Below are 20,653 nucleotides of genomic sequence, written 5' to 3' on the forward strand. Positions count from 1 at the left end.
CGGTTGTTCACGCCTGCTTGACCGGGAGTTGCAGGTACGAGGCCCGGTCGCCGCCGGTGTGGATGATGTGGCGGCCGCTGTTGGCCGGGGCGTACTCGCGGATGCCGGGCATCATCGTGCCCAGCAGTGAGCGGCCGCTGACGATGAAGCGGAGCTGTTCGCCAGGCTGGAAGGTGAGGCCGACCGGCAGCAGGTCGATCTCGACGTCGACGACCTCGCCGGGGGAGAGCTTCTCGACCCGGTCGAAGGTGTGTGCCGGGACGTCGTCGGTGGCCAGGGCCTTGTCCAGGTGGCGCATCGAGACCCGAAGTCGCCCGTCGGAGCCCTTGTAGCGCAGGATCGAGGCACCCCGCTCGGTGACGTCCATGGCCAGCGCGCCCTGGTTGAGGGCGGTGAACGCCTGGAGCGGTGTGCCGTACGCGTCGAGCTTCTGGACGAGGACGAACAGGTCCATGTCGTCGGAGCCGTCCCCCTCGACCCACAGGTGGGCCTTGGGGTAGCCGACCAGCGTGGTCTCCTCGTCGAAGCGCGCCACGAACGACACCAGGTCCGGGCTGGCCGCGACGTCGTAGCCGACCGTGCCCTCGACGGCGGGCGCCGTGGTTGCCAGGGTCCGGGTGCGCCCGTCGAGGTAGTACTTCGTCGACGTGACATCGGCCGGCGGGAACCGGTCCGCCGGGACGTTGACCTGGTCGCCGCCGTGGAGGTCGAGGAGGGAGTAGCGCACGCGGGGTGTCTGCTCCCAGCCGTTGTCCTCGCCCTTGAGGGTGTGGTCGAAGAAGCGGCGCAGGTCCTCGACGTTGGTCTCGTCGTAGTAGTCGGGCCATTCCTGGCTGTTGTGGATGCGCAGCCACTTGTCCGTGGAGGCCATCCGGCGCCAGGCGCGGAACGTACCGGCGGTGTGCAGGGTGTTGGAGTAGCTGGCGACGACGTACGCGGGCACGTTGATGTTCTCGAACTGCGGGATCTTGTTCTCCCACAGCTCGTCCATCAGCGGGTGGTGCTCGGCCTCGGTGAGGATGTCCTCCTTGTGGGCCCTGCCGTAGTAGCTGTTGTCCTGGAGCTGGCGGGCGAAGCTGGTGTCGGGCATGCCGCCGCGCATGACCAGGTCGCGGTAGACGTCGCTGACGCCCTCCCACGGGTTGATCGCCGCCAGGTGTGGCGGCTGCTCGGCCGCGGTGAACCACTGGGAGACCGCGAGGTAGGAGGTGCCGCTCATCGCGACCTTGCCGGTGCACCAGTCCTGGACGCCCAGCCACTCGATCAGGTCGTAGCAGTCACGGCCTTCCTGGCGGTCCCAAAGGACGCTGTCGCCCTCGGAGTTGGCGACGCCCCGGATGTCCGGGTTGCAGATCGCGTAGCCCCGCGCACACCAGTAGGCGGGGTCAGGACCTTCGAACTTCTCGAGTCCGGACACGATGCCGTTGTCGAGGCCGACCATGCCGAAGATGCCCATCACGCTGGCGGACGAGCCCTGGCCCTTGCCGTACGGGCTCCACGCCACGATCACCGGTACCTGCTCGGATCCGGTGGGACGGAAGACGTCGACGTGGATCGTGACGCCGTCGCGCAGGGTGACCGGTACGTCCTTGTCGAGCACGATGTCGACGGGCAGCGGCTTGAACGGCGGCGCGATCCGGAAGCCCGCCTCCAGCGTGCGCGTCCCGGGCTCGAAGTCGCTCAGGATCCCGTAGCGGGGGCCCGGCTCCAGCGGCTGGGACGGCATGTACACCTTCTGGACATCGCTCATGGCGCGTACCTCGCATCTCTGTGCCGACGGACGGGCTCTGCCGACATTTCGAGCGTAGGTCTGCGGCAGCGAAAACTCAACACGTGTTGAGTTAATTGCATGGGAGGTAGTTTTGGGGCATGACCGCGCACACGACTCCCGTCGCCGAGACCGCCCCCGCCGCCCGTCGCGGGCGCCGGCCGGGCACGAACACGACCCGGCAGGCGATCCTCACGGCGGCTCGCGCCCGCTTCGCGGCGGACGGCTTCACCGCGACCACGATCCGGCGGGTCGCGGCCGACGCCGGGGTGGACGCGTCGCTGGTGATGCAGTTCTTCCGGTCGAAGAACGAGCTGTTCGCCGCCGTGATGTCCGTCCCCGCGGAGGCCTTGACACGCTTCAGCGAGGCGTTCGAGGGGCTGGACGAGGGACTCGGTGAACGCGTCGTACGGGCCTTCCTCGATGTGTGGGAGGTGGACGCCGCGAGCTCGGAGCCGCTCATGGCGATGCTCCGGGGTGCCATCGCCAACGATCAGGCGAACGACCAGCTGCGTGAGTTCCTGGAGGAGCGGCTGCTCGTCGACGCCATTACGTCGCGCGACATCGACGACGCGACGCTCCGTGCGGGGATCGTGTCATCGATGCTCGTGGGGCTCGTGGTGGGGCGCCGCGTCGTCGGTGTCCCCACGCTGACCGGCGCCGAGCGTGGGAAGCTGATCATGCTCGTCGGGCCCGCCGTGCAGAGCGTGCTGGTCCCGGCGCCGCCGGCCGTCGACGGCTAACGGTGCCTCAAGTGCGGTCGGCGCCGCGGCGGTCGGGCGTGAGGAGGTAGGCGATCGCCATGTCGCTGAGTTCGTCCGCGTACTGGCGCTGGGCCTGCTCGCCGGTGGCCGGGTCGGGGCGTACGGAGTTGTGGAAGCAGGCGCCGAGGATGGCGCGGGCCACGGTGTCCAGAGCCTTCTGCGGGTCGGAGCGACGGATCTCGCCGGCATAGGGGGCCGCTGCCTCGAGCAGAAGGCGGTGAACCTCGGTGATGGTGCGGGCCCCGCGGTCCGGAGGCTTGGTCCCCCGTGTGCGCAGCAGTTCGGGGAAGAGGTTGCTGTGGTCGGCGAAGGACTGCAGCAGGGCGTGCGCGTAGGCGTCCATGACGCCCGGGAGCGACGGCTCGGCCTTGCTCAGCTGCTCGGTCACGTACGCCTCGCGCCGTTCCAGCATCCGGTCCGTCAGTGCGTTGATCAGCTGCTCTTTGTCCTCGAAGCGGCGGTAGATGGTGCCGACCGCAACGCCGGCGCGTGCGGCGACGCCGGTGATCGTCATCTCCTCTAGGCCGGACGAGGCGGCGATCTCCTCCGCCGCGCGCAGCACGCGGGCCAGCGTCGCGGCGCTGCGCGCCTGTTGGGGCTGTCGGTACGGCGCCGGGCGGTCGTGCTGGTCGGTCATGCCCCGCATCGTATCGACGGCGGTCATGGCAGCGGTTGTTGACAAGGGGTGTCCCGCTCTGGCTACTCTCATCGCCATAAAGCGAACGTATATGCACGTTCGCATTTGACTGGAGGAGCTGCCCGTGACCGACAACCAGAAGGCCCAGGCCGTGACCGTGACGCTCGATTCGGGGCCCACCGGTACCGGCAGCATCGACGACATGGAGCTGTTCTACGCGCGCCGCGCCCTGGACCGCTTCCGGACGCGACTGGGCCGCGAGGGCCTGCTCGACCTGTTGGCCGAGGACATCGAGAAGGGCAACGACTTCCTGCGGGAGTGTGCGCGCACCTCCGACGGCAAGTTCAACGCGGGCACGACGGTGCTCACGGCGCGTGGCCTGACCTCGGGCGAGTTCCTGGCCTGGATGGACGCGGCCTTCGAGGGCGGCGACGAGCGCCCGCTCCTGGCCGCCCACCCCGAGCACTACGTGATGGGCGCCGATGAGATCGGGGCGCGCGTGGTGGAGAACATCGGCCCCCACGTCTGTTCGTTCTACATGGGCGGCTGGGGGACGGCCGCGATGGCCTGGGCCGACGACGCGGCCGAACTCCTGCCGGAGGCGGAGTTTCCGAACAGGAAGTCCTCGAACCTGTTCCTGGAGGACGGCACCGTCGTCGGGCGGGCGCTGATCCAGTTCGGCGACACCGCCGACGGGTTCACCGCGAGCCTGACGGTCTACTTCCCCACGGCCTGCCCCGAGGACGTTCTGGACCACCACATGCGGCACTACGCCGTCGAGTTCAGGAACTGGATCGTTGCGGCCGCGGAGGCTCGTGCCTGAACTGGGCGCGTGTGGGCGGCTATCGGACCCCGCGGATAGGGGTGATGGCCAGGGCCCCGATGACGGCGGCGACCGCTCCGGCGCCGAACAGGGCGGTGTAGTTCTGCGGGGCCGCGGTCGACGCGCCGATCGCGAGGAGGGTCGGGGCGATGGCGGGGACGACCGAGGACGGCAGGGACATGGCGAGGTTCATGATGCCGAGGTCCTTCGCGGTGTTGTCCGGGTCGGGCAGGACCTCGGTGATCAGGGCGAAGTCGACCGCGAAGTAGATGCCCTGCCCCAGGCCGGTGACGGCCACGGCGGCGAGGAATGCGGGGAAGTCGCGGGCGAGAGCCGTGAGGACGAGCCCGGCGGCGAACAGCACCGCGGAGGTGATGACGAAGGGTTTGCGCCGGCCGACCTTGTCGGAGAGTTTTCCGGCGAGCGGTGAGAAGAGGACGGCCGTGCCCGTGCCGACAAGCGATGCCATCAGAACGCTCGTGCCGACGGTCGCCGGGTCGATGTGGTGGACCGTGATCAGGTAGAAGGCCTGGTAGCCGTTGACGCTGGAGACGCCGAAGAAGATGCAGAAGCGGCTGAGCCAGGCGAGCCCGAAGGCGGGGTGACGGACCGGGTTGACCCAGAAGGTCGTCAAGGTCATCCGGAGCGTGACCCGCGGGCGTTCGGCGCGGCCGATCGGCCGGTCGGTGATGAACGCCGCGAGGACGAGTGCCGAGGCGATGCCCAGGGCGGTGGGGTAAAGGACCATGAGTCCGAGGTCCGGCTGGCCGAGTTGGGCCAGGAAGATTCCGACCACGGCGCCGATGGGGGCGCCGAGTCCGATGGCCGCGGACGCGGGACCGCGGCGCTCGGCGGGCAGTTGGTCGGGGACGATCGCGTTGCATGCCACGAGGGCGCAGACCGCGCCGATGGACAGGGTTACGTAGGCGAGAGCGAGGACCGTGGTCGAGCGGGCGGCGACCTCCAGTGCGCCGCCGATGGCCATGACGACCGCCCCGATGAACAGGTAGGGGCGACGGCGGCCGAATCGTGACGCGGTGCGGTCGCTGAGTCGGCCGACCAAGGGGTAGCCCACGAGTTGGGCGACCCCACCGGCCGTGACGGCGGCGGAGAGCACGGTCGTGGCCCGGGCGCTGTCGATGCCGCCTGCCGCTATGGAGAGGGTGAGGATCGAGGCGGCGAGCAGGACTCCGTTGAGGGAGCCGACCGCGAGGCCGAGAACGAGGATGAATCCGCGGCGTGGGCCCGTGTCGTTGGTGGCGGAGGCGTTCGTCGGAGTGAGCGGGAGTGCGTTGGCGGTCATCGGGAACTCCTTTGTCCGAAGCATGACCGTGGGGTGTAGTGCTACTTCTTGCCGTGCTCCTGTGCGGGCAGGGAGATGTGCAAGTAGTGGGTACCTGGGGCGAGTTGGACGGAGCGGCCGGACGCGACCAGTACGGCGTCCACGCCGTGCGGTATCTCGGTGTGGATCGCGGCGACACCGGCGGTGACGGTCCAGTCGACGCGGAGCGGGCCGTACGGTGTCCACACCTCGGCGTCGGCGTGGTCCAACGGGCCGGTGAGGTCGGGTTCGAGCACCGCGGAGCGGAAGCCCGGGGCGGTGGCCCGGATACCGGCGATGCGGCGGTAGAGGAAGTCGTCGACGCAGCCGAAGGCGTAGTGGTTGAAGGAGACCGCGCGGACCGTGCCGTCGGGCGTGATGGCGTCCCACGCCTCCCAGACGGTGGTGGCGCCCCGGTCGACCTCGTACAGCCACGACGGGCACCGGTCCTGCCACAGCAGGCGCCGCGCGAGGTCCGCGTGGCCTGCGTCCCAGAGGACATCGAGCAGATACGGAACCGAGAGGAATCCGGTGTCCAGGCGTTCGCCGCGCTCGGTGATGAGGTGTACGAGATGGTCGACGAGCAGTGGGCGTTGCGCGGCCGGCACCATGTCGAAGGCGAGGGCCAGGACGTACGGGCCTTGCAGGGCGACCGGTAGACGTCCCTCGGCATCGACGTATTCGGCCGCGAAGGCCGCGCGGACGTGTGCGGCTTCGTCGCGCAGTCGCGCGGCGAGGGCGGTGCGGCCGAGTGCGGCGGCGGATCGGGCGGTGACCGTGAGCGTCTGTGCCTGGAACATCGGCGCGATCAGCTCGGCCGTCAGCTTCGGAGCGACGCCGATGGCCTCATGGAGGGGGCGCCCCTCCAGGGTGCTCGGTGTGAGCCAGTCGCCAAAGTGTTCACCCGCGTTGTAGAGGAGTGCCTGGCGGGTGTGTTGTTCGGGTGTGAGGGCGGTGTCACGCAGCCGCTCGGGCAACTCGACGGCGCTGCCGCGCTGGTGGTCGATCCAGCGCAGCGCGGCATCGAGTGTGTCGGCCAGCACCCGCCGGTCGCCGTAGCGTTCGTAGAGCACCCAGGGCACCAGGGCGATGGCGTCGCTCCAACCGGCGCAGGCCTTGATGGAGCCGAACCCCTCGGCGGCGTCCGCCAGTTGGTCGTCGTAGGCCGAGCGAGGGGAGAGGATCGGGATACGCCCTTCGCTGTCCTGGTCCGCGCGCAGGTTGTCCAGCCATCGGGTCAGAAACGGTGCGACGAGCGCGTTGTTGGCCGCCGCGGGGGCGAAGACCTGGATGTCTCCGGCCCACCCGGCCCGCTCGCGCTGCGGGCAATCCGTGGGTACGGACAGGAAGTTGGCGCGCTGACTCCACACCACGTTGCGGTGCAGCCGGTCCAGGCGCTCGTCGGACAGGTGCAGGGACCCCGTCTGCGGCAGGTCGCTGGAGAGCACCACCGCCCGCAGGTCGTCGAGGTGGGGCGGGGCCTGGATCCCGCGCACCCGTACGTAGCGGAAGCCGTGGAAGGTGAAGGAGGGCTCGTATGTCTCGACTGGGCGGCCTGCGGCGACGTAGGTGTCGCGCTGCTCCTTGTTGATGCCCTCGATGTTCTCGAACCAGCGGCCGTCCGCGTCCAGTGTCTCGGTGTGTTCGAGCGTGACGGTGTCGCCCTCGCCCGGCGCCCGCAGCGTGATCCTGACGCGGCCCGCGACCACCTGCCCGAAGTCGGCGATCCAGCCGCCGTCGGGGTCCGGGGCAACGGACAGCGCCGGCAGTTCGTCGACGCGGCGGACCGGTTCCCCGGCGAAGGGGACGAGTACGTTCGGGTCGGCCGGCTCCGTCTCGACAGGGTTCCAGGTGGTGTCGTCGAAGCCCGGCGTGCTCCAATCCGGGTCGTACAGGCGGGCGTCGAAGCGCTCGCCGATGAAGAGGTCCGCGTACGGCCACGGTCCTTCGGCGGACACCACGTCGCCGTCGGAGGTGACACGGTGGCGCTGTCCGTCCTGCGTCTCGATGTGCAACTGCCAGAGCGCGCCGGTGGTGGCGCCGAACTGGGCGCTCGACCCAGTCAGCCCGATCCGCCCGGCCCACCAGCCGTCCGCCAGCGCCACGCCCAGGATGTTGTCGCCGCGGCCGAGCAGATCGGTCACGTCGTAGCACTGCACGGAGAGGCGGGAGGTGTAGCTGTCGAAGCCGGGCGCCAGGACCTCGTCGCCGACGCGCCGGCCGTTCAGCTCCGCGGTGTAGATGCCGCGGGCCGTCAGATACAGGCGGGCTCGCGCCACGGAGGCGTCGAGATCGAAGCGCTGGCGCAGCAGTTGCACCGGTACGAGGCGCTCGCCCGCCTCCTGTTGGGGGCGGCGGCCGGTGACCCAGTCGAGCAGGGTCCACCGCTCGATGTCGGTGGGGCGCGCCTTCGGCAGCACCCAGCTGGCCGTCCAGTCGTCCGCGGACAGCAGCGCGCTTCCGAACCGGGCGGAGGCCCAGCCGCTCACCGCCCCGTCCGTGTCCCAGACGCGCACGCGCCACTCGTAGTCGGTGTCGGAACGCAGGCGAAGATCCGGCACCTCCACCAGGTGGCACTCCCGGCTGGGCACGCGCCCTGTGTGGGCGACGAGTTCACCGGCCGCACGTACCTCGATCTCGTAAGCGGACTGCTCCCGTCCGGGCACCCAGGACAGGCGTGGGCACGGCACGGCGATCGCGAGGGCGGCGGGCTGGTACTCGACGGTCAGGCGGGTGACGGGTGCTGCGACCACCGGCGGCTCCTTCGTGACATGCCTCGTCGGGCGGCGAGAACGAAAACCGAAAGTACTCGGGTTTCAATGAAAAGCCAATGGGTTCGGTTTTCGGGGATAGGCTGCGGCGCATGAGCGAGTCGAGACGTCGAGGCAGCTACGCCGTGGGACGGGAGAGAAGGGACCGCATCGTCGCGACGGCCGCCGAGCGGTTCGCGACAACGGGGTATGCGAACACCTCGATGACGGGCATCGCCAAGGAAGTGGGCATCACGGCGACCGGCCTGCTGCACCACTTCCCGTCGAAGCAGCACCTGCTGCTCGCGGTCGCCGAGCACCGCTTCGATGTCGCGGCCGCCCTCGTGGACTCCTCGGCCGACGCCGACGGGGACGCGCTGATCGACGCCCTGCTCGCGGTCACCCGACGATTCGTCTCCGAGCCGGGACTCATCGAACTGTTCGTCACGCTGAGCGCCGAGGCGGCGGACCCGTCCAGCGCCGCACACGAGCTCTTCGCGGCCAGGTACCAACGCACGATCAGTGAACTCGCGGCACGCTTCGAGGCGTGTGCCCGGAAGGGCTTCTTCCGTGAGGACGTCGACTACGAGGCCATCGCACGGGAGTGCATCGCCGTGTCCGACGGCCTTCAGTTGCAGTGGGTCCTGTCCGGCGGGCGCACCGACCTGCTCGCCGACATCAGGCGGCACCTGGAGCGGCTGGCCGAGTCACTGCGCCCCTGATGGATCGGGTCGGCGAGGGGCAGGGCGGGGCGGGGCGCTCGGCGGACGCGCCGCCCCTTCCGGTTCACGACCGCGCAGCGACCCCGCACCTCTCGTCCCCGGCGCCGCCCATCCGCTCGTCCATCGCGACGCTCCGGTCGTACGGGTCCACCACGGGGCCGTCGCCGGCGGCGTGCTCGGCGGTGAAGGTCGGGGTGAGGTAGCCGGTGTAGGTCTCGCAGCCGGCGTTGGTGGTGTCGACGCGGTTCGAGACGACCGAGAAGGTGCCCGGCTCCGTGATCACCTTCGCCGGGTCGGGCCAGTTCATGACGACCTCGCGGCGGACGATGACGCGTGTGACACGGTCGTCGCCGGTCTCCGCGCTCATCACCGGGTACACGTACGTGACGTCGGTGGTGACCTCCAGCGCACCCCTTTCGCCTGCGCGGTACGTGATGCGGCCGCGGGTCTTGACCACGTCGCCGGCCGGCTCGACCTTCGTTGCGTCGAAGCGGCTGAACAGGACGAGCGGGTTGTACTTTTCGCTCGGTGACGTCAATGACCTGTCCAGGAAGGAGCGTTCCTTCGGCTGGTGGGGGTTGATGAGGGCGATGGCCTCGGCGGGGTGTTCGCCGCGCAGCACCCCGGGCTCCAGGCTGGACGCGGCGAGGAAGTCCCGGGAGCGTTCGAGGGTCCGGGCGACCTGGGCCTTGCTCATCCAGCCGGTGGCCCGGGCCGCGGGCAGAGAGATCCCGGCCGTTCCGGAGGCCCAGCGTGCGGCGGGGGAGCCCTTGAACGGCTCGGCCAGTGTGGGGAGTTCCGCCGACCCCGCGGGTGGCGGCGACGCGGCGAGCGGTGTCGTCTCGTCGGAGGCGGAGCTGGACCCGAACCCGGACCCGAACCAGTCCGTCACCCGTCCCGGAGCGAGTGCCACGACCACCACGGCCAGCGCCGCCACCAGGCCGAGCACGTACCAACCCGTACGGCGGCGCGGCCGGGCCGGCTGGTGCGAACGCCACGGATCGGGCCGGGCGTCCTCCTCCTGCAAACGGCGCGTCACCATGCGGGCGCGCGCCGACGGCTCCTTCGGAGCGTCCCGCACACCGTCCTCGGACTCCTGGAGGAAGCGCTCCCAATCCTCGTCCGACAGCGACGAACCGCTCTGATCCCCACCCGGATTCACTTGTGAACTCCCCTTGTGTCGTGCCGTGTAAGTGGCGGCCGGTCCCTCCCCAGGGCCGGCCGCCGTCGACGGATCATGGCACAGGCGCGAACGCCGGGTGTGTCGAAGGGGGGAGGGGCCGCTCGCGAACGGCCCCTCCCTGGTGGTCAGCGGACGGTCAGACGCGGTCCGCCGCGATCAGCAGGTACTGGAACGAGCCGTCCCTGTACGAGTTGATGAACGCGTCCTCGATCCCCGTCACCAGCGACGACGTGGCCCGCAGCTCCCAGTACGGAAGGGTGTCGGGCGTGAGGTCGATGACGGTCTGCGGCACCAGGCGGTTGTCGGCCATCGCGCGCAGGTACTCCCGGCGCGAGTGGATGTTGCACTCGAAGTGCGCGTTGATCTGGGACACCCACTTCGAGGGCTGACCGTACCGCGGGTTCCAGCAGCCGGTGATGGTCACGTAACGGCCGCCGACCTCCAGGATGCGGGAGTGTTCGGCGAACAGGTCGTGCAGGTCGACGTACATGGTCGACTCGTTGTTCCACGACGCCGAGATCTGCCCGGTCTCGAACGGGGTGGACAGCATGTTGCAGACGCGCGCCCTGACGTGGTCCTGGATGCCGAGTTCCTCGGCCCGGCCGTTGGCGAAGTCGGCCTGCTTGGCGGAGAGCGTGACTCCCTCGACCTTGCTCCCGAAGCGCTGGTGCGCCATCACCATCGAGCCGCCGCGGCCGCAGCCGGCGTCCACCAGGGTGTCGTCGCGTCCGATGTCACCGAGGTGCCCGAGCAGGTACTCGGCCTGTGCCGACTCGAGACGGTGCAGCTCGGCGATCAGCTTCTGCTCGTTCGCGGCACCCGTCCCGTCGCCGAGTGCGGTGTGGTCGACGGCGCCGATGCCGTAGTGGTGGTGGTACAGACCGTCGACATCGCCGAGCCGCAGGTTGACCGGCCGGGCCTCGCCGTCCCAGTAGCGGGCGATGTCCCCCTGGTAGGGGGTGGCCGGCTCGGGGATGTACGGGGTGGTCGTGGGGGCCGTGGCGGTGAGTTCGGTGCTGGTCACTGATGTGTCCTATCTCTTACCAGAAGTCGGGCAGGCTGTAGCGGTAGGTGTTGTTCTGGTGCCATTGGTGGTTGCCGTCGACCCACGCCGCGACGCCCCGCAGGAAGCGCTGGACGTTCGGGAGCGGGCAGGCGGCGGCCAGGGCCGCGGCCTCTGTCTCGAAGGCGTGCATGAGTTCGTTGTGGACCTCGACCGACTTGAGGTAGGCCTCCTTGTCGGACAGGTCCTCGCGTTCCGCGATCACGACCGGCAGGTTCAAGTGCCGTCCGGGAGCGTCGAGTTCCTTCGTGTACGAGTACAGGTCGTTGACGATGGTCGTCGCGTTCCCCGCGAGCGCGATGACCTTCTGCATGTCCGGCAGGGCGTGCAGATCCGCCGGCAGTTCGTAGCCGCCGACGGTGTCGGTGATGGTCGGACAGGGGCGGAAGTTGTTGAACTGGCGCATTGCCAGGTACTCCCACACCTCCGGTACGTGGTCGTGCTCGGACCAGGCCGCTTCGGCGAGGTAGCCCATGTGCAGCCGGGCCATGTCGTGCCGGTAGCGGTCGGCCTGCGAAGCGCTGCTGGCCTGGACGAAGTACTCCATGGCGGAGCGGTAGGCGCGCCGGGGCGCGTCCGCGTAGAGCGAATCCGCCCACTGCGGCTGGTACTCCCGCGTCGTGTACAGCGGGTCGAGCGTGGTGTGCGCGAGCAGGAGCCGGGAGCCGAGGCCGACGGGCGAGCCACCGTGGTCCTCGCAGTAGCAGTCGTCCAGCGCGTTCTCGGCCATCATCAGCCGGGTGGCGATCATGACGTGGTCGACGGTGGGTGCGTCGGGGTGGCAGCCGACCATGTAGCTGCCCACGGAGAATCCGTCGAACTCCTCCTCCCAGTCGTCGGGGTACAGGTCGACCTCGTCAAGCGCCCAGGCCTTGATCCGGCGGCCGACCTCCGCGACCCGTACGGGATCGGGGTCGGGCGCCGGGTGGTGGTACAGGCCGGGAACGGGCCGGCCCTTCGCGGTACTTGGCGTCGGAGCCGGGTCCGACGGACTCGGCTCCGCTCGCGGAGTCAGCCGCAGGCCCGCCGTGCCGAGGCCGCTGGGCCCGCGCAGCAGCCGCTCCAAGTCGGCGGTCGCGGCCGGGACTTCGGCCGCAGGCGCCTCGACCGGCACCGGGGCCGGCGGCACCTCGACCGTGGGTGCCTCGGCGGCCGGCGGGGCCCCTCGGGGCGCGCCGCCCGTGACGGCGCCGATGTCACGGGCGCGGGCCGCGGCGTCGGCCAGGACCTGTGCCCCGAAGCGGGAGACCGCTTCCGGCAGGCTCGACTGAGGAGGTGTCGGCTCAGGCGGGGGCATCCATGTCTCCTTGAGGGCTCCTTGGTGGGGCGGTCGGCCGAAGGTCCTGCTCCGCTACCTGCTGGGCCAGCGGCCGATCTGCACGTTCTCCAGCACACCGACCGCGTCCGGCACGAGGATCGCGGCGGAGTAGTAGGTGCTGACGAGGTACTTGGTGATGGCCTGCTCGTCGACGCCCATGAACCGGACCGACAACCCCGGTTCGTACTCGTCCGGCAGCCCGGTCTGGTGCAGGCCGACGACACCCTGGTTGTCCTCGCCGGTACGCATGCAGAGGATCGAGCTGGTGCGCTCCTTGGTGACCGGGATCTTGTTGCAGGGCAGGATCGGCACCCCGCGCCAGGCCGGCACCTGCTGGCCGCCGAGGTCGACGTGGTCGGGATAGAGCCCGCGCGCGTTGAACTCGCGCCCCATCGCCGCGATCGTGCGGGGGTGCGCGAGGAAGAACTTCGAGCCGCGGCGGCGGCAGAGCAGCTCGTCCAGGTCGTCCGGCGTGGGCGGTCCCGAGTGCGGCTGGAGGCGCTGCTTGAAGTCGGCGTTGTGGAGCAGGCCGAACTCCCGGTTGTTGACGAGCTCGTGCTCCTGGCGCTCGCGCAACGCCTCGATGGTGAGCCGGAGTTGCTCCTTCGTCTGGTTCATCGGCTCGTTGTAGAGATCGGCGACCCTGGTGTGCACCCGCAGGATCGTCTGGGCGGCCGAGAGCTCGTACTCGCGCGGCTTCGCCTCGTAGTCGACGAAGGCGCCGGGCAGTTCGTGCTCGCCCACGTGCCCCGCCGACATGGGGATCTCGGCCTCGCCTCGGTGGTTCTGGCCCCGGCTCGCGAGCGACGTGAACTCGTCGACGTGCTCCCGCAGGTGCGGTGCCGCGGACAGCACGGCCGCGAAGTCGGAGCGCGACAGGGTGAGCAGGGTGCCCGAGGTCTCGGCGACCGCGGTCTGCTCCCAGCGGGCGTCCTCGTCCAGCAGCGCGCTGTCCCCGAAGCGGTCGCCGTCGGCGAGGACGTCGAGCGCGACCTCGTCGCCGTACTCGCCCTCGGAGAGCTGGCTGACGCGGCCGTGGGCGATCAGGTGGAGCTTGTCCGCCGGTGCCCCGCGCTCGACCAGTGTGTCGCCGGCCCGGAAGTCGCGCTGCACGCACCGGTCGGCGAGGGTGGTGAGCACCTCGACGTCGTCGAAGCCGCGCAGCAGCGCCAGTTCACCGAGTTCGCGGGGGATCACCCGGACGTCGCCGCCGTCCTGGATGAACTCGATGGTCCCGTCGCCGACGGTGTAGGTCAGGCGGCGGTTCACCCGGTAGACGCCGCCCTTGGTCTCGACCCAGGGCAGCATCCGCAGCAGCCACCGCGAGGTGATCTCCTGCATCTGCGGTGCGGACTTGGTCGTGGTGGCGAGGTTGCGGGCGGCCGCCGTGCCGAGGCTGGTCTGCTGCCGCGGCACCGACGCGGTGTCCGGCGTGGTCGAGTCAACGGTCATCGAGTGAGCTCTCCTTGGTCGGGCGAAAGCGCGCTTGCCCGTAACAACGGGACAGAAGAAGGAAAGATGGATATGTCAGGGGTAATGCGTCCAGAACCTGGATCACCGTAAGGGCCGCCTCGACCGCCCAACCAAGGAAAGCCGGTGACATTAGCTCGATGCGATGATCAAGGCCGCGCGGTGTTTGCCCGGTGACCGATGGATCTCGGCCCGTTTTCGTGGTGTGTCCCTGCGGACGCCGGCCCCGTGCCCACGCGGCGGGAGGGCGCCGCGGCATCGCAAACCCGATGGAAGTCGGCCAGCTGCCGCACAGGTCCTCATTGCGGACTTTGCACGGGGCAAGGTAGAGGCGGCATGGCGGAACGGGAACCCACGCGCGCACCGACCCCGGCCATCGCGTTACCCTGGCCGCCGTAACCGGACACGGGGTGCCCCACCCGAGGGCTGAGAACACACCCGTCGAACCTGAACCAGTTCGTACTGGCGGAGGGATGTCTCATGCCTGTCGCGCATGTTTCCAATGGCCTGCCTGCCGACCGCGAGAGCGGCGCCTTCGACGGGCGGATGCCCGCGGCACCCGGCGACCTCGGCATCGAGGGGCACGGCATCGAACCGGTGCCCGAGGGCAACCGCTACGGCGGGGCCGGGCGCCTGTTCACCGTGTGGTTCGCCCCGAACCTGACCATGACCGGCGTCTTCACCGGCACCGTCGGCATCGCGCTCGGCCTCGACTTCGCGACCGCGCTCGCCGCCGTCGTGCTCGGCACCCTGGTCGGGGCGGTGCCGACCGCCTACCTGGGGACGTGGGGGAGCCGGACCGGGGCGGGGCAACTGCCGCTGGCCGGGCTCGCGTTCGGGCGGGGCGTCGTGCTGCCGGGCGTGCTGCAGTGGCTGTCGTCCATCGCGTGGGACGCGCTGATCGGCCTGTTCGGCGGCGACGCGCTGGCCCGGTTGTTCGGCTGGCCGTTCTGGGCCGGCGTCCTCGTCATGCTGCTCGCTCAGGGCCTGCTCGGTGTCTTCGGCTACGAGGCCATCCACCGGCTGCAGATCGTCATGACCTTTGTGCTCGGCGCCGCGTTCGCGCTGATCGCCTGGCGGCTGCTCGACGGCGTGCACCCGGCCGCCCACGGCTCCGTGCACGGGGCCGACCGCGCCGGCGCGTTCGTCCTGACCGGCACCATCGCGCTGAGCCTCAGCCTGTCCTGGGCGCCGTACGCCAGCGACTTCAGCCGCTACCTGCCCGCCACCACCTCCCGTACCCGCATGTTCTGGTACACGCTGCTCGGCCTGCTCGTGTCGTTCGTGGCCGTGCAGGCGCTCGGGTTGTGGGGCGCCTCCGTGCTGACCGACCAGACGGCGGCCGGGGTCGACAAGATCCTCGGCGGGGGAGCGGTCGGCGCGTTCGGGCTGCTCGCCGTGGCGCTGGCTGCGCTGTGCAGCAACGCCATGAACGACTACAGCGGCTCGCTCGCCCTGCAGACCATCGGCGTGCGCATCCCGCGCCCGGTGGCCGCCGCCCTCGCCGCCGCGCTCGGCTTCCCGCTCGTGCTGTGGATGCACGCCGCCGACACCACCGCGCGGTTCCAGAATGTGCTGCTGTTCGTCGGGTACTGGATTCCCGGGTTCGTGGCGATCGTCCTCGTCGACTGGCGCGCGCGGGCCAGGGCGCGGGCCGGAGCGCCGCTCGACCTCGTCGCCGAGCGCGAGCGGCGGCAGCCCGCCTGGCCGGCGCTGCTGGCCTTCGCGGCCGCCTTCGCCGCGGCGGTCCCGTTCATGGACACCAGCCTGTACGTGGGCCCGGTGGCCGAAGCGCTGCACGGCGCGGACGTGTCGTACTACGTAGCGTTCCTCGTGGCCGCCGTTGTGTACGCGCCGCTGCGGCTGCGGCGACGCGGCTGACCTGCCGTACGAGCCCTGCACCTCGCACCACCTGTACTTGTCGCACCTCCTGTACCTGGAGTCACCCCATGCACCAGACGCCCCCCGGCCGCCCCGAAGACCTCGTCGCCTTCGCGGCGCAGGCGCTCGGGCGCGTACAGCACGACGCACCGCTGGTGCAGTGCCTGACCAACGCGGTGGTCACCGGGTTCACCGCCAACGTGCTGCTCGCGGTGGGCGCCGCGCCCGCCATGGTCGACATCCCCGACGAGGCGGGGCCCTTCGCCCGCGTGGCCTCGGGCGTGCTGGTCAACCTCGGCACCCCGCGCGCCGAGCAGCGCGCCGCCATGCCCGAGGCGGCGCGCGCCGCGACCGAGGCGGGCACACCGTGGGTGCTCGACCCGGTGGCCATCGGCGCGCTGCCCGTACGCACGGCCCTGGCCGCCGACCTGCTCGCGCTGCGGCCGACCGTGATCAGGGGCAACGCCTCCGAGATCATCGCGCTCGCGGGCGCGGGCGGCGGCGGCCGGGGCGTGGACGCCTCCCACGGTGTCGACGACGCCGAGGACGCGGCCGCGGAGCTCGCGCGGACGGCGGGCAGCGTGGTCGCCGTGTCGGGGCCCGTGGACTACGTCACCGACGGCACGCGCACCGCCCGGATCGCCAACGGGGACGCCCTGCTGACCCGCGTGACCGGCGGCGGCTGCGCGCTGGGCGCGGTGATGGCCGCGTTCGCCGCGGTGGACGAGGACCGGTTCGCGACGACCGTCGCCGCGGCCACCGCGTACACGGTCGCCGCCGAGTCCGCGGCCCGGACCGCGGCAGGACCCGGCAGCTTCGCCGTCGGCTTCCTGGACGCGCTCGCCGCGCTCACCCCGGAGGACCTCGCGAAGCGGGCGGAGGTGTCATGACGGCACACATGACGGCCCGCCCTCGGCCGATGGATGCCGGTGTCGACCTGTCGGTGTATCTGGTCACCGACACCGCGCAGTGCGCGGCCCGCGGCCGGACCGTGGCCGAGACCGTTGCGCAGGCCGTGGCCGGGGGCGTCACCGCCGTACAGATCCGGGAGAAGCACGCGAGCGGACGGGAGTTCCTGTGCACCGTCCTGGACGTCGCCGAGGTCCTGCCCGAGCACGTCGCGCTGATCGTCAACGACCGGGTCGACGTGTTCCTGGCCGCACGGGCGAACGGCGCACGCGTCACGGGCGTCCACGTGGGCCAGTCCGACCTGCCCGCCACCGCCGTACGTCAACTCATCGGCGACGACGCGGTGTTGGGGCTGAGCGCGGCCACCGCCCAGGAGCTGAACGCCGCCGCGGTCTCCGACGCCCGCGTCGACCACGTCGGCATCGGCGCCCTGCACACCACCCGCACCAAGGACGACGCCCCCGAGCCACTCGGCCTCGACGGCTTCGCCGCGCTGGCCGGGTCGAGTGCGCTGCCCGCCGTGGCCATCGGCGGCGTCATCCCCGCCGACCTGCCGCACCTGCGGGCCGGGGGCGCGGCGGGGGCCGCGATCGTCTCGGGCATCTGCGCCGCCGACGACCCACTGGTCGCCGCCCGGACCTACGCCGACGCCTGGTCCGACAGCCGAGATACCCACACCCGTCCCCGTATCCGAAAGGATGCCTCCGCATGACCGAGACACCGCCCGCGGTCGCGCCGCCCCGCGTGCTCACCATCGCCGGGTCCGACTCCGGCGGAGGCGCCGGGATCCAGGCCGACCTCAAGACCATGCTGGCCCTCGGCGCGCACGGCATGAGCGTGCTCACCGCCGTTACCGCACAGAACTCCCTTGGCGTACAAGGCGCTTGGAGCCTCCCGCTCGACGCCGTGCGCACCCAGTACCGCAGCGTCGTCGACGACATCGGCGTGCAGGCGCTCAAGACCGGCATGCTCGCCGACCCCGACATGGTCGTCACGGTCGCCGAGTTGCTGGCCGAGGCGCCGGCACCCGTCGTCGTCGACCCCGTCAGCGTCTCCAAGCACGGCGACCGGCTGCTCGCCGACGACGCGATCGACGCCGTACGGGACCGCCTGCTGCCGGTGGCGACGGTGGTCACGCCGAACCTCGACGAGGTCGCCGAACTCACCGGCGTCGCGGTCGAGGCCGACACCGCGGAACGTGACATGCGGCGGGCCGCCGAGCGGCTGCTCGCCTACGGGCCCCGCTGGGTGCTCATCAAGGGCGGTCACCTGCCCGGCGAGGCCGTCGACCTGCTCACCGACGGCACGGACGAGCACTGGCTGCGCTCGCCGCGCCACAACAACGCCCACACCCACGGCACGGGTTGCACCCTCGCCTCGGCCGTCGCGGTCGGTCTTGCCCAGGGGCATGAGGTGCCGGAGGCGGTGCGCCGGGCCAAGGAGTACGTCACCGGGGCCATCGCGGCGGGGTTCGCGCTGGGGGCCGGGATCGGGCCCGTCGACCATGGGTGGCGGTTCCGCTCGGTGTGATCACCTCCCTTCCGGGGTGTGCGCGGCGGAGGCCGCCGCCGCACGGGAGCCGACCAGGAGCAGGCAGAGCACGGCGCACCCGGCGACGATCCCGGCCAGGACGAGCAGCGGGTCGAGCGGGCGGGCGGCGCCGACGGCCTGCGTCGCCGGGGTCTGCTCCGCTTGCGGTGTGGGCGATGCGGGGGCCGGTGGCGCGGCGGCCGCGCTGCTGTGGTGTTCGGACGGCGTGGGTGTCGAGCTGGGGGTGGGGCTCGCGCTCGACGTCTTGGTGGGTGTCGGGCTGGGGTGTTCGTGGGTGTGTGCGGCCGCCGGGGGTGGGGTGCTGGGAGCCGGGGCGCGGGTCGTCGCGGCGGCCTTGACGACGATTCCGCCGGTCATCCCGGGGTGCACGGTGCAGACGTAGCCGTACGAGCCCGCCTTGGTGAACGTATGGCTCCAGGTGCCGCCCTTGTCGAGCATCGGTGAGTGGATCGAGGCCGGGCCCGACGTGGTCTTGACGTCGTGCGGCGCGGTGTCCTGGTTGACCCAGGTGACGCTGTCGCCGACCGGGATCGTGAGCGTACGGGGCCCGAACTTGTAGTCCGACATGAGGACTTGGTGACCCGCCGCGTGTGCGGCGGGCACGGGGAGGAACACGACGGCGCCGGAGCCGATCACGGTGGCGAGCGCGAGGTGTGCGGCGCGGTGGGTCAGGCGGGGCATGTGAACTCCGCGGCGACGAGCAGACGCAGCTGGTCTGCGGGGCGGATGCGGGACAGGGCGAAGCCCGTGGTGCGGCGCAGGTGACCGTAGGGGACGCGGGCGGTGCCGAGGACGAGGAGTGTGTCGTCCGTGCGGGAAACGACGCGCAGGGGCAGCGTCGCGGGGACGCCGGGAACGGTCGTGTCGGCCGTGGCCAGCTCACCGTGGACGAGCAACTGGGCGCCGTCCGCCCGCGGTTCGAGGGCGGTGCTGACGAAGGAGAGCTCGTCGCCGCCGAGCGCGTCACCGGTGAGCCGGAGAGCCAGCACACAGTCGTCGGGTGTCGGTGCGACGGTGAGTGTCGCCTCGTCGGCGGTGACGCGGCGGCGCAGGGTGGTCAACGGGCCGAGCCGGGTGCTGATTTCGACGATGCAGCGGTCTCCGGCGGCGGCGTACGCGCCGGGGCGTGGCAGCCAGGAAGGGCCGGGTTCGGGCGGGGCGGCGGACGGGACGGGCAGGGTCTGCGTGGTCATGTGTGCGCTCATGGCGGGCACCTCGGTTCACGAGGGAGGGGCATGGCATTGGGCGGGTCGTGCGGGGACAATGGCGGCGGTGGCGGGCCGGCCGACTGCGACTCGGCCGGCCCGCCATCACGCGCCTCGTCGGCGACCTCGGTTCAGCAGGAGGTCGAGACGTAGTTGATCGACGGTGCGAGGAGGTGCTCCGCCCAGACCGTGTGCATCTTGACGTACGCGTCCGGGTTGAGGATGTCCGCCACCTGCTGGCCCGGGGACTCCTCGAGATGGGCGGAGTTGACGTGCTGGAGCAGGACGCCGAGCGTGTCGTCGAGGACGGAGCCGCCGCCTTCCACGGTGGGCGTGAGGATCGACTCGACCCAGACGGTGTGCATCTTGATGTAGCTGTCGAGCTTCAGCGCGTCCTGGACCTGCTGGCCCGGGGACTCCTCCAGGTGGGCCTTGTTGAGGTGCTGGAGGATGGGCAGGAGGACCTGCTGGACGCTCTGGCACTGCCCGGCGTCGTCACCGTCGTCGCCACCGCCGGAACCGCCGCTCGACCCTCCGGTGGCGCCGCCCATGGAGCCGCCTGACTCGTGACCCCCGGACGAACCGCCGGACGAGCCGCCGGTGGAACCGCCCGTCGAGCCGCCGGATCCGCTGCCGCCGGTCGAGCCACCGGAGCCGGAACCGCCCGTGCTTCCGGAGCCGCCCGTGCTGCCCGAACCACCCGTGTCCGAACCGCCCGCCCCGCCGCCGGAGTCGTCCGCCACCACCGTGATCGACGCGACCATGTCGGGGTGCACGGCGCAGTAGTACTCGTACGTTCCCGGCTTGGTGAAGGTGTACGACCAGGTGTCGCCCTTCTCCATCGTGCCGGAGTCGAACTTCGCGGGGCCGCTGGTCGCGGTGACCGTGTGCGGAGCGGTGTCCTCGTTGACCCACTTCACGGTCTCGCCGACCTTGACGGTCATCTTGGTCTGCGCGAACTTCATGTCCGCGATCTTCATCGTGTGGTCGGCCGCCGCTGCCGCGGCGGCGGGCCGCTGCTCCTGCATCTGGGCCATCGAGTGGGCCTCGGCGGCCGGTTGGGGCGCGGCGGTGGCGGGAGCCGCGGCTCCGTCGGCCGCCTGGAGGAGGCCGAGGCAGCCCACGGACGCCAGGGCGGCGCCGAGCCCGGCCGCGAGCAGGGCACGATTGCCGCGCCGGGACGGCGGGCGCTGCCGCGCCTGTGTGTCGCGATCGGAAACGTCAGTAGTCATGAACGAACTTCTCCTCACGGATCCTTGCGGATCGGCTTGTGGACTGGGTGATGGTG

Annotated in this window: 18 protein-coding genes and 1 riboswitch; of the genes, 7 read left to right on the forward strand and 11 right to left on the reverse strand. The window is 71.0% G+C overall.

Annotated elements, in window-relative coordinates; translation table 11 throughout:
- Positions 1-7: 7 nt before the first annotated feature.
- Entirely contained in the window at positions 8-1,750 is a 1,743-nt protein-coding gene (locus OG746_RS22185) for a CocE/NonD family hydrolase (RefSeq protein WP_266717135.1), read from the reverse strand.
- 119 nt (positions 1,751-1,869) lie between these two features.
- On the opposite strand from OG746_RS22185, the gene OG746_RS22190 reads away from it, so the two are divergent.
- Complete coding sequence (locus OG746_RS22190; protein ID WP_266717137.1) at positions 1,870-2,511, forward strand: TetR/AcrR family transcriptional regulator; 642 nt, start codon at positions 1,870-1,872, stop codon at positions 2,509-2,511.
- A 7-nt stretch (positions 2,512-2,518) separates the two neighbouring features.
- On the opposite strand, the gene OG746_RS22195 is transcribed toward OG746_RS22190, so the two are convergent.
- The gene (locus tag OG746_RS22195) at positions 2,519-3,169 is read right to left on the reverse strand and encodes a TetR/AcrR family transcriptional regulator (RefSeq protein WP_266717139.1); all 651 of its coding nucleotides are present in this window, start codon (positions 3,167-3,169) and stop codon (positions 2,519-2,521) included.
- Positions 3,170-3,293: 124 nt separating this feature from the next.
- On the opposite strand from OG746_RS22195, the gene OG746_RS22200 reads away from it, so the two are divergent.
- Positions 3,294-3,992 carry a hypothetical protein gene (locus tag OG746_RS22200; RefSeq protein ID WP_266717141.1) on the forward strand — a complete coding sequence of 233 codons (699 nt, stop codon included), beginning with the start codon at positions 3,294-3,296 and terminating at the stop codon, positions 3,990-3,992.
- Positions 3,993-4,011: 19 nt separating this feature from the next.
- Here OG746_RS22200 and OG746_RS22205 read toward each other — a convergent pair whose 3' ends face one another.
- A complete protein-coding gene (locus tag OG746_RS22205) occupies positions 4,012-5,295 on the reverse strand; it encodes an MFS transporter (protein ID WP_266717143.1) in 1,284 nt (427 codons plus the stop codon).
- Positions 5,296-5,336: 41 nt separating this feature from the next.
- Positions 5,337-8,066, reverse strand: coding sequence for an alpha-L-rhamnosidase (locus OG746_RS22210; protein WP_266717145.1), 2,730 nt, complete (start codon positions 8,064-8,066; stop codon positions 5,337-5,339).
- 110 nt (positions 8,067-8,176) lie between these two features.
- Here OG746_RS22210 and OG746_RS22215 point away from each other — a divergent pair, with 110 nt between their 5' ends.
- Entirely contained in the window at positions 8,177-8,785 is a 609-nt protein-coding gene (locus OG746_RS22215) for a TetR/AcrR family transcriptional regulator (RefSeq protein ID WP_266717147.1), read from the forward strand.
- Positions 8,786-8,849: 64 nt separating this feature from the next.
- Here OG746_RS22215 and OG746_RS22220 read toward each other — a convergent pair whose 3' ends face one another.
- The 4 genes from OG746_RS22220 to OG746_RS22235 all read right to left on the reverse strand — a co-directional run bounded on the left by OG746_RS22220 (position 8,850) and on the right by OG746_RS22235 (position 13,801).
- The gene (locus tag OG746_RS22220) at positions 8,850-9,947 is read right to left on the reverse strand and encodes a hypothetical protein (RefSeq protein WP_266717149.1); all 1,098 of its coding nucleotides are present in this window, start codon (positions 9,945-9,947) and stop codon (positions 8,850-8,852) included.
- A gap of 157 nt (positions 9,948-10,104) precedes the next feature.
- On the reverse strand, positions 10,105-10,992 hold the full coding sequence (locus OG746_RS22225; protein ID WP_266717151.1) for a geranyl diphosphate 2-C-methyltransferase: 888 nt from the start codon (positions 10,990-10,992) through the stop codon (positions 10,105-10,107).
- A 16-nt stretch (positions 10,993-11,008) separates the two neighbouring features.
- Positions 11,009-12,328: a family 2 encapsulin nanocompartment cargo protein terpene cyclase gene (locus OG746_RS22230; protein WP_266717153.1), complete on the reverse strand. Its 1,320-nt coding sequence runs from the start codon at positions 12,326-12,328 to the stop codon at positions 11,009-11,011.
- A 54-nt stretch (positions 12,329-12,382) separates the two neighbouring features.
- Positions 12,383-13,801 carry a family 2B encapsulin nanocompartment shell protein gene (locus OG746_RS22235; protein WP_266717155.1) on the reverse strand — a complete coding sequence of 473 codons (1,419 nt, stop codon included), beginning with the start codon at positions 13,799-13,801 and terminating at the stop codon, positions 12,383-12,385.
- Positions 13,802-14,215: 414 nt separating this feature from the next.
- Positions 14,216-14,310, forward strand: a riboswitch (TPP riboswitch).
- Between OG746_RS22235 and OG746_RS22240 the strand changes: the two genes are divergently transcribed.
- The 4 genes from OG746_RS22240 to thiD all read left to right on the forward strand — a co-directional run bounded on the left by OG746_RS22240 (position 14,300) and on the right by thiD (position 18,139).
- The gene (locus OG746_RS22240; RefSeq protein ID WP_266717157.1) at positions 14,300-15,700 is read left to right on the forward strand and encodes a purine-cytosine permease family protein; all 1,401 of its coding nucleotides are present in this window, start codon (positions 14,300-14,302) and stop codon (positions 15,698-15,700) included. It overlaps the preceding riboswitch by 11 nt.
- A gap of 68 nt (positions 15,701-15,768) precedes the next feature.
- On the forward strand, positions 15,769-16,590 hold the full coding sequence (gene thiM / locus OG746_RS22245) for a hydroxyethylthiazole kinase (RefSeq protein ID WP_266717159.1): 822 nt from the start codon (positions 15,769-15,771) through the stop codon (positions 16,588-16,590).
- Entirely contained in the window at positions 16,587-17,321 is a 735-nt protein-coding gene (gene thiE, locus OG746_RS22250; protein WP_266717161.1) for a thiamine phosphate synthase, read from the forward strand. The genes thiM and thiE overlap by 4 nt, the downstream gene beginning before the upstream one ends.
- The gene (gene thiD / locus OG746_RS22255; RefSeq protein ID WP_266717162.1) at positions 17,318-18,139 is read left to right on the forward strand and encodes a bifunctional hydroxymethylpyrimidine kinase/phosphomethylpyrimidine kinase; all 822 of its coding nucleotides are present in this window, start codon (positions 17,318-17,320) and stop codon (positions 18,137-18,139) included. The genes thiE and thiD overlap by 4 nt, the downstream gene beginning before the upstream one ends.
- Here the strand turns inward: thiD and OG746_RS22260 are convergent, their stop codons facing one another.
- From OG746_RS22260 to OG746_RS22270, 3 genes are all read right to left on the reverse strand, one after another.
- Entirely contained in the window at positions 18,140-18,841 is a 702-nt protein-coding gene (locus tag OG746_RS22260; protein ID WP_266717163.1) for a cupredoxin domain-containing protein, read from the reverse strand.
- On the reverse strand, positions 18,829-19,365 hold the full coding sequence (locus OG746_RS22265) for a hypothetical protein (protein WP_266717164.1): 537 nt from the start codon (positions 19,363-19,365) through the stop codon (positions 18,829-18,831). The genes OG746_RS22260 and OG746_RS22265 overlap by 13 nt, the downstream gene beginning before the upstream one ends.
- A 131-nt stretch (positions 19,366-19,496) precedes the next feature.
- Positions 19,497-20,597, reverse strand: a complete 1,101-nt coding sequence (locus tag OG746_RS22270) for a cupredoxin domain-containing protein (RefSeq protein WP_266717165.1) — start codon at positions 20,595-20,597, stop codon at positions 19,497-19,499.
- Between the last annotated feature and the right edge of the window lie 56 nt (positions 20,598-20,653).

The organism is Streptomyces sp. NBC_01016 (assembly GCF_026341035.1).
In the GTDB taxonomy this organism is placed as follows: Bacteria; Actinomycetota; Actinomycetes; order Streptomycetales; family Streptomycetaceae; genus Streptomyces.

Coding starts and splice junctions, on each gene's coding strand:
- OG746_RS22185 (WP_266717135.1), bottom strand. CDS start 1,750: ATGAGCGATGTCCAGAAGGTGTACATGCCGTCCCAGCCGCTGGAGCCG.
- OG746_RS22190 (WP_266717137.1), top strand. CDS start 1,870: ATGACCGCGCACACGACTCCCGTCGCCGAGACCGCCCCCGCCGCCCGT.
- OG746_RS22195 (WP_266717139.1), bottom strand. CDS start 3,169: ATGACCGACCAGCACGACCGCCCGGCGCCGTACCGACAGCCCCAACAG.
- OG746_RS22205 (WP_266717143.1), bottom strand. CDS start 5,295: ATGACCGCCAACGCACTCCCGCTCACTCCGACGAACGCCTCCGCCACC.
- OG746_RS22215 (WP_266717147.1), top strand. CDS start 8,177: ATGAGCGAGTCGAGACGTCGAGGCAGCTACGCCGTGGGACGGGAGAGA.
- OG746_RS22230 (WP_266717153.1), bottom strand. CDS start 12,328: ATGCCCCCGCCTGAGCCGACACCTCCTCAGTCGAGCCTGCCGGAAGCG.
- OG746_RS22235 (WP_266717155.1), bottom strand. CDS start 13,801: ATGACCGTTGACTCGACCACGCCGGACACCGCGTCGGTGCCGCGGCAG.
- OG746_RS22240 (WP_266717157.1), top strand. CDS start 14,300: ATGCCTGTCGCGCATGTTTCCAATGGCCTGCCTGCCGACCGCGAGAGC.
- thiM (WP_266717159.1), top strand. CDS start 15,769: ATGCACCAGACGCCCCCCGGCCGCCCCGAAGACCTCGTCGCCTTCGCG.
- thiE (WP_266717161.1), top strand. CDS start 16,587: ATGACGGCACACATGACGGCCCGCCCTCGGCCGATGGATGCCGGTGTC.
- thiD (WP_266717162.1), top strand. CDS start 17,318: ATGACCGAGACACCGCCCGCGGTCGCGCCGCCCCGCGTGCTCACCATC.
- OG746_RS22260 (WP_266717163.1), bottom strand. CDS start 18,841: ATGCCCCGCCTGACCCACCGCGCCGCACACCTCGCGCTCGCCACCGTG.
- OG746_RS22265 (WP_266717164.1), bottom strand. CDS start 19,365: ATGAGCGCACACATGACCACGCAGACCCTGCCCGTCCCGTCCGCCGCC.
- OG746_RS22270 (WP_266717165.1), bottom strand. CDS start 20,597: ATGACTACTGACGTTTCCGATCGCGACACACAGGCGCGGCAGCGCCCG.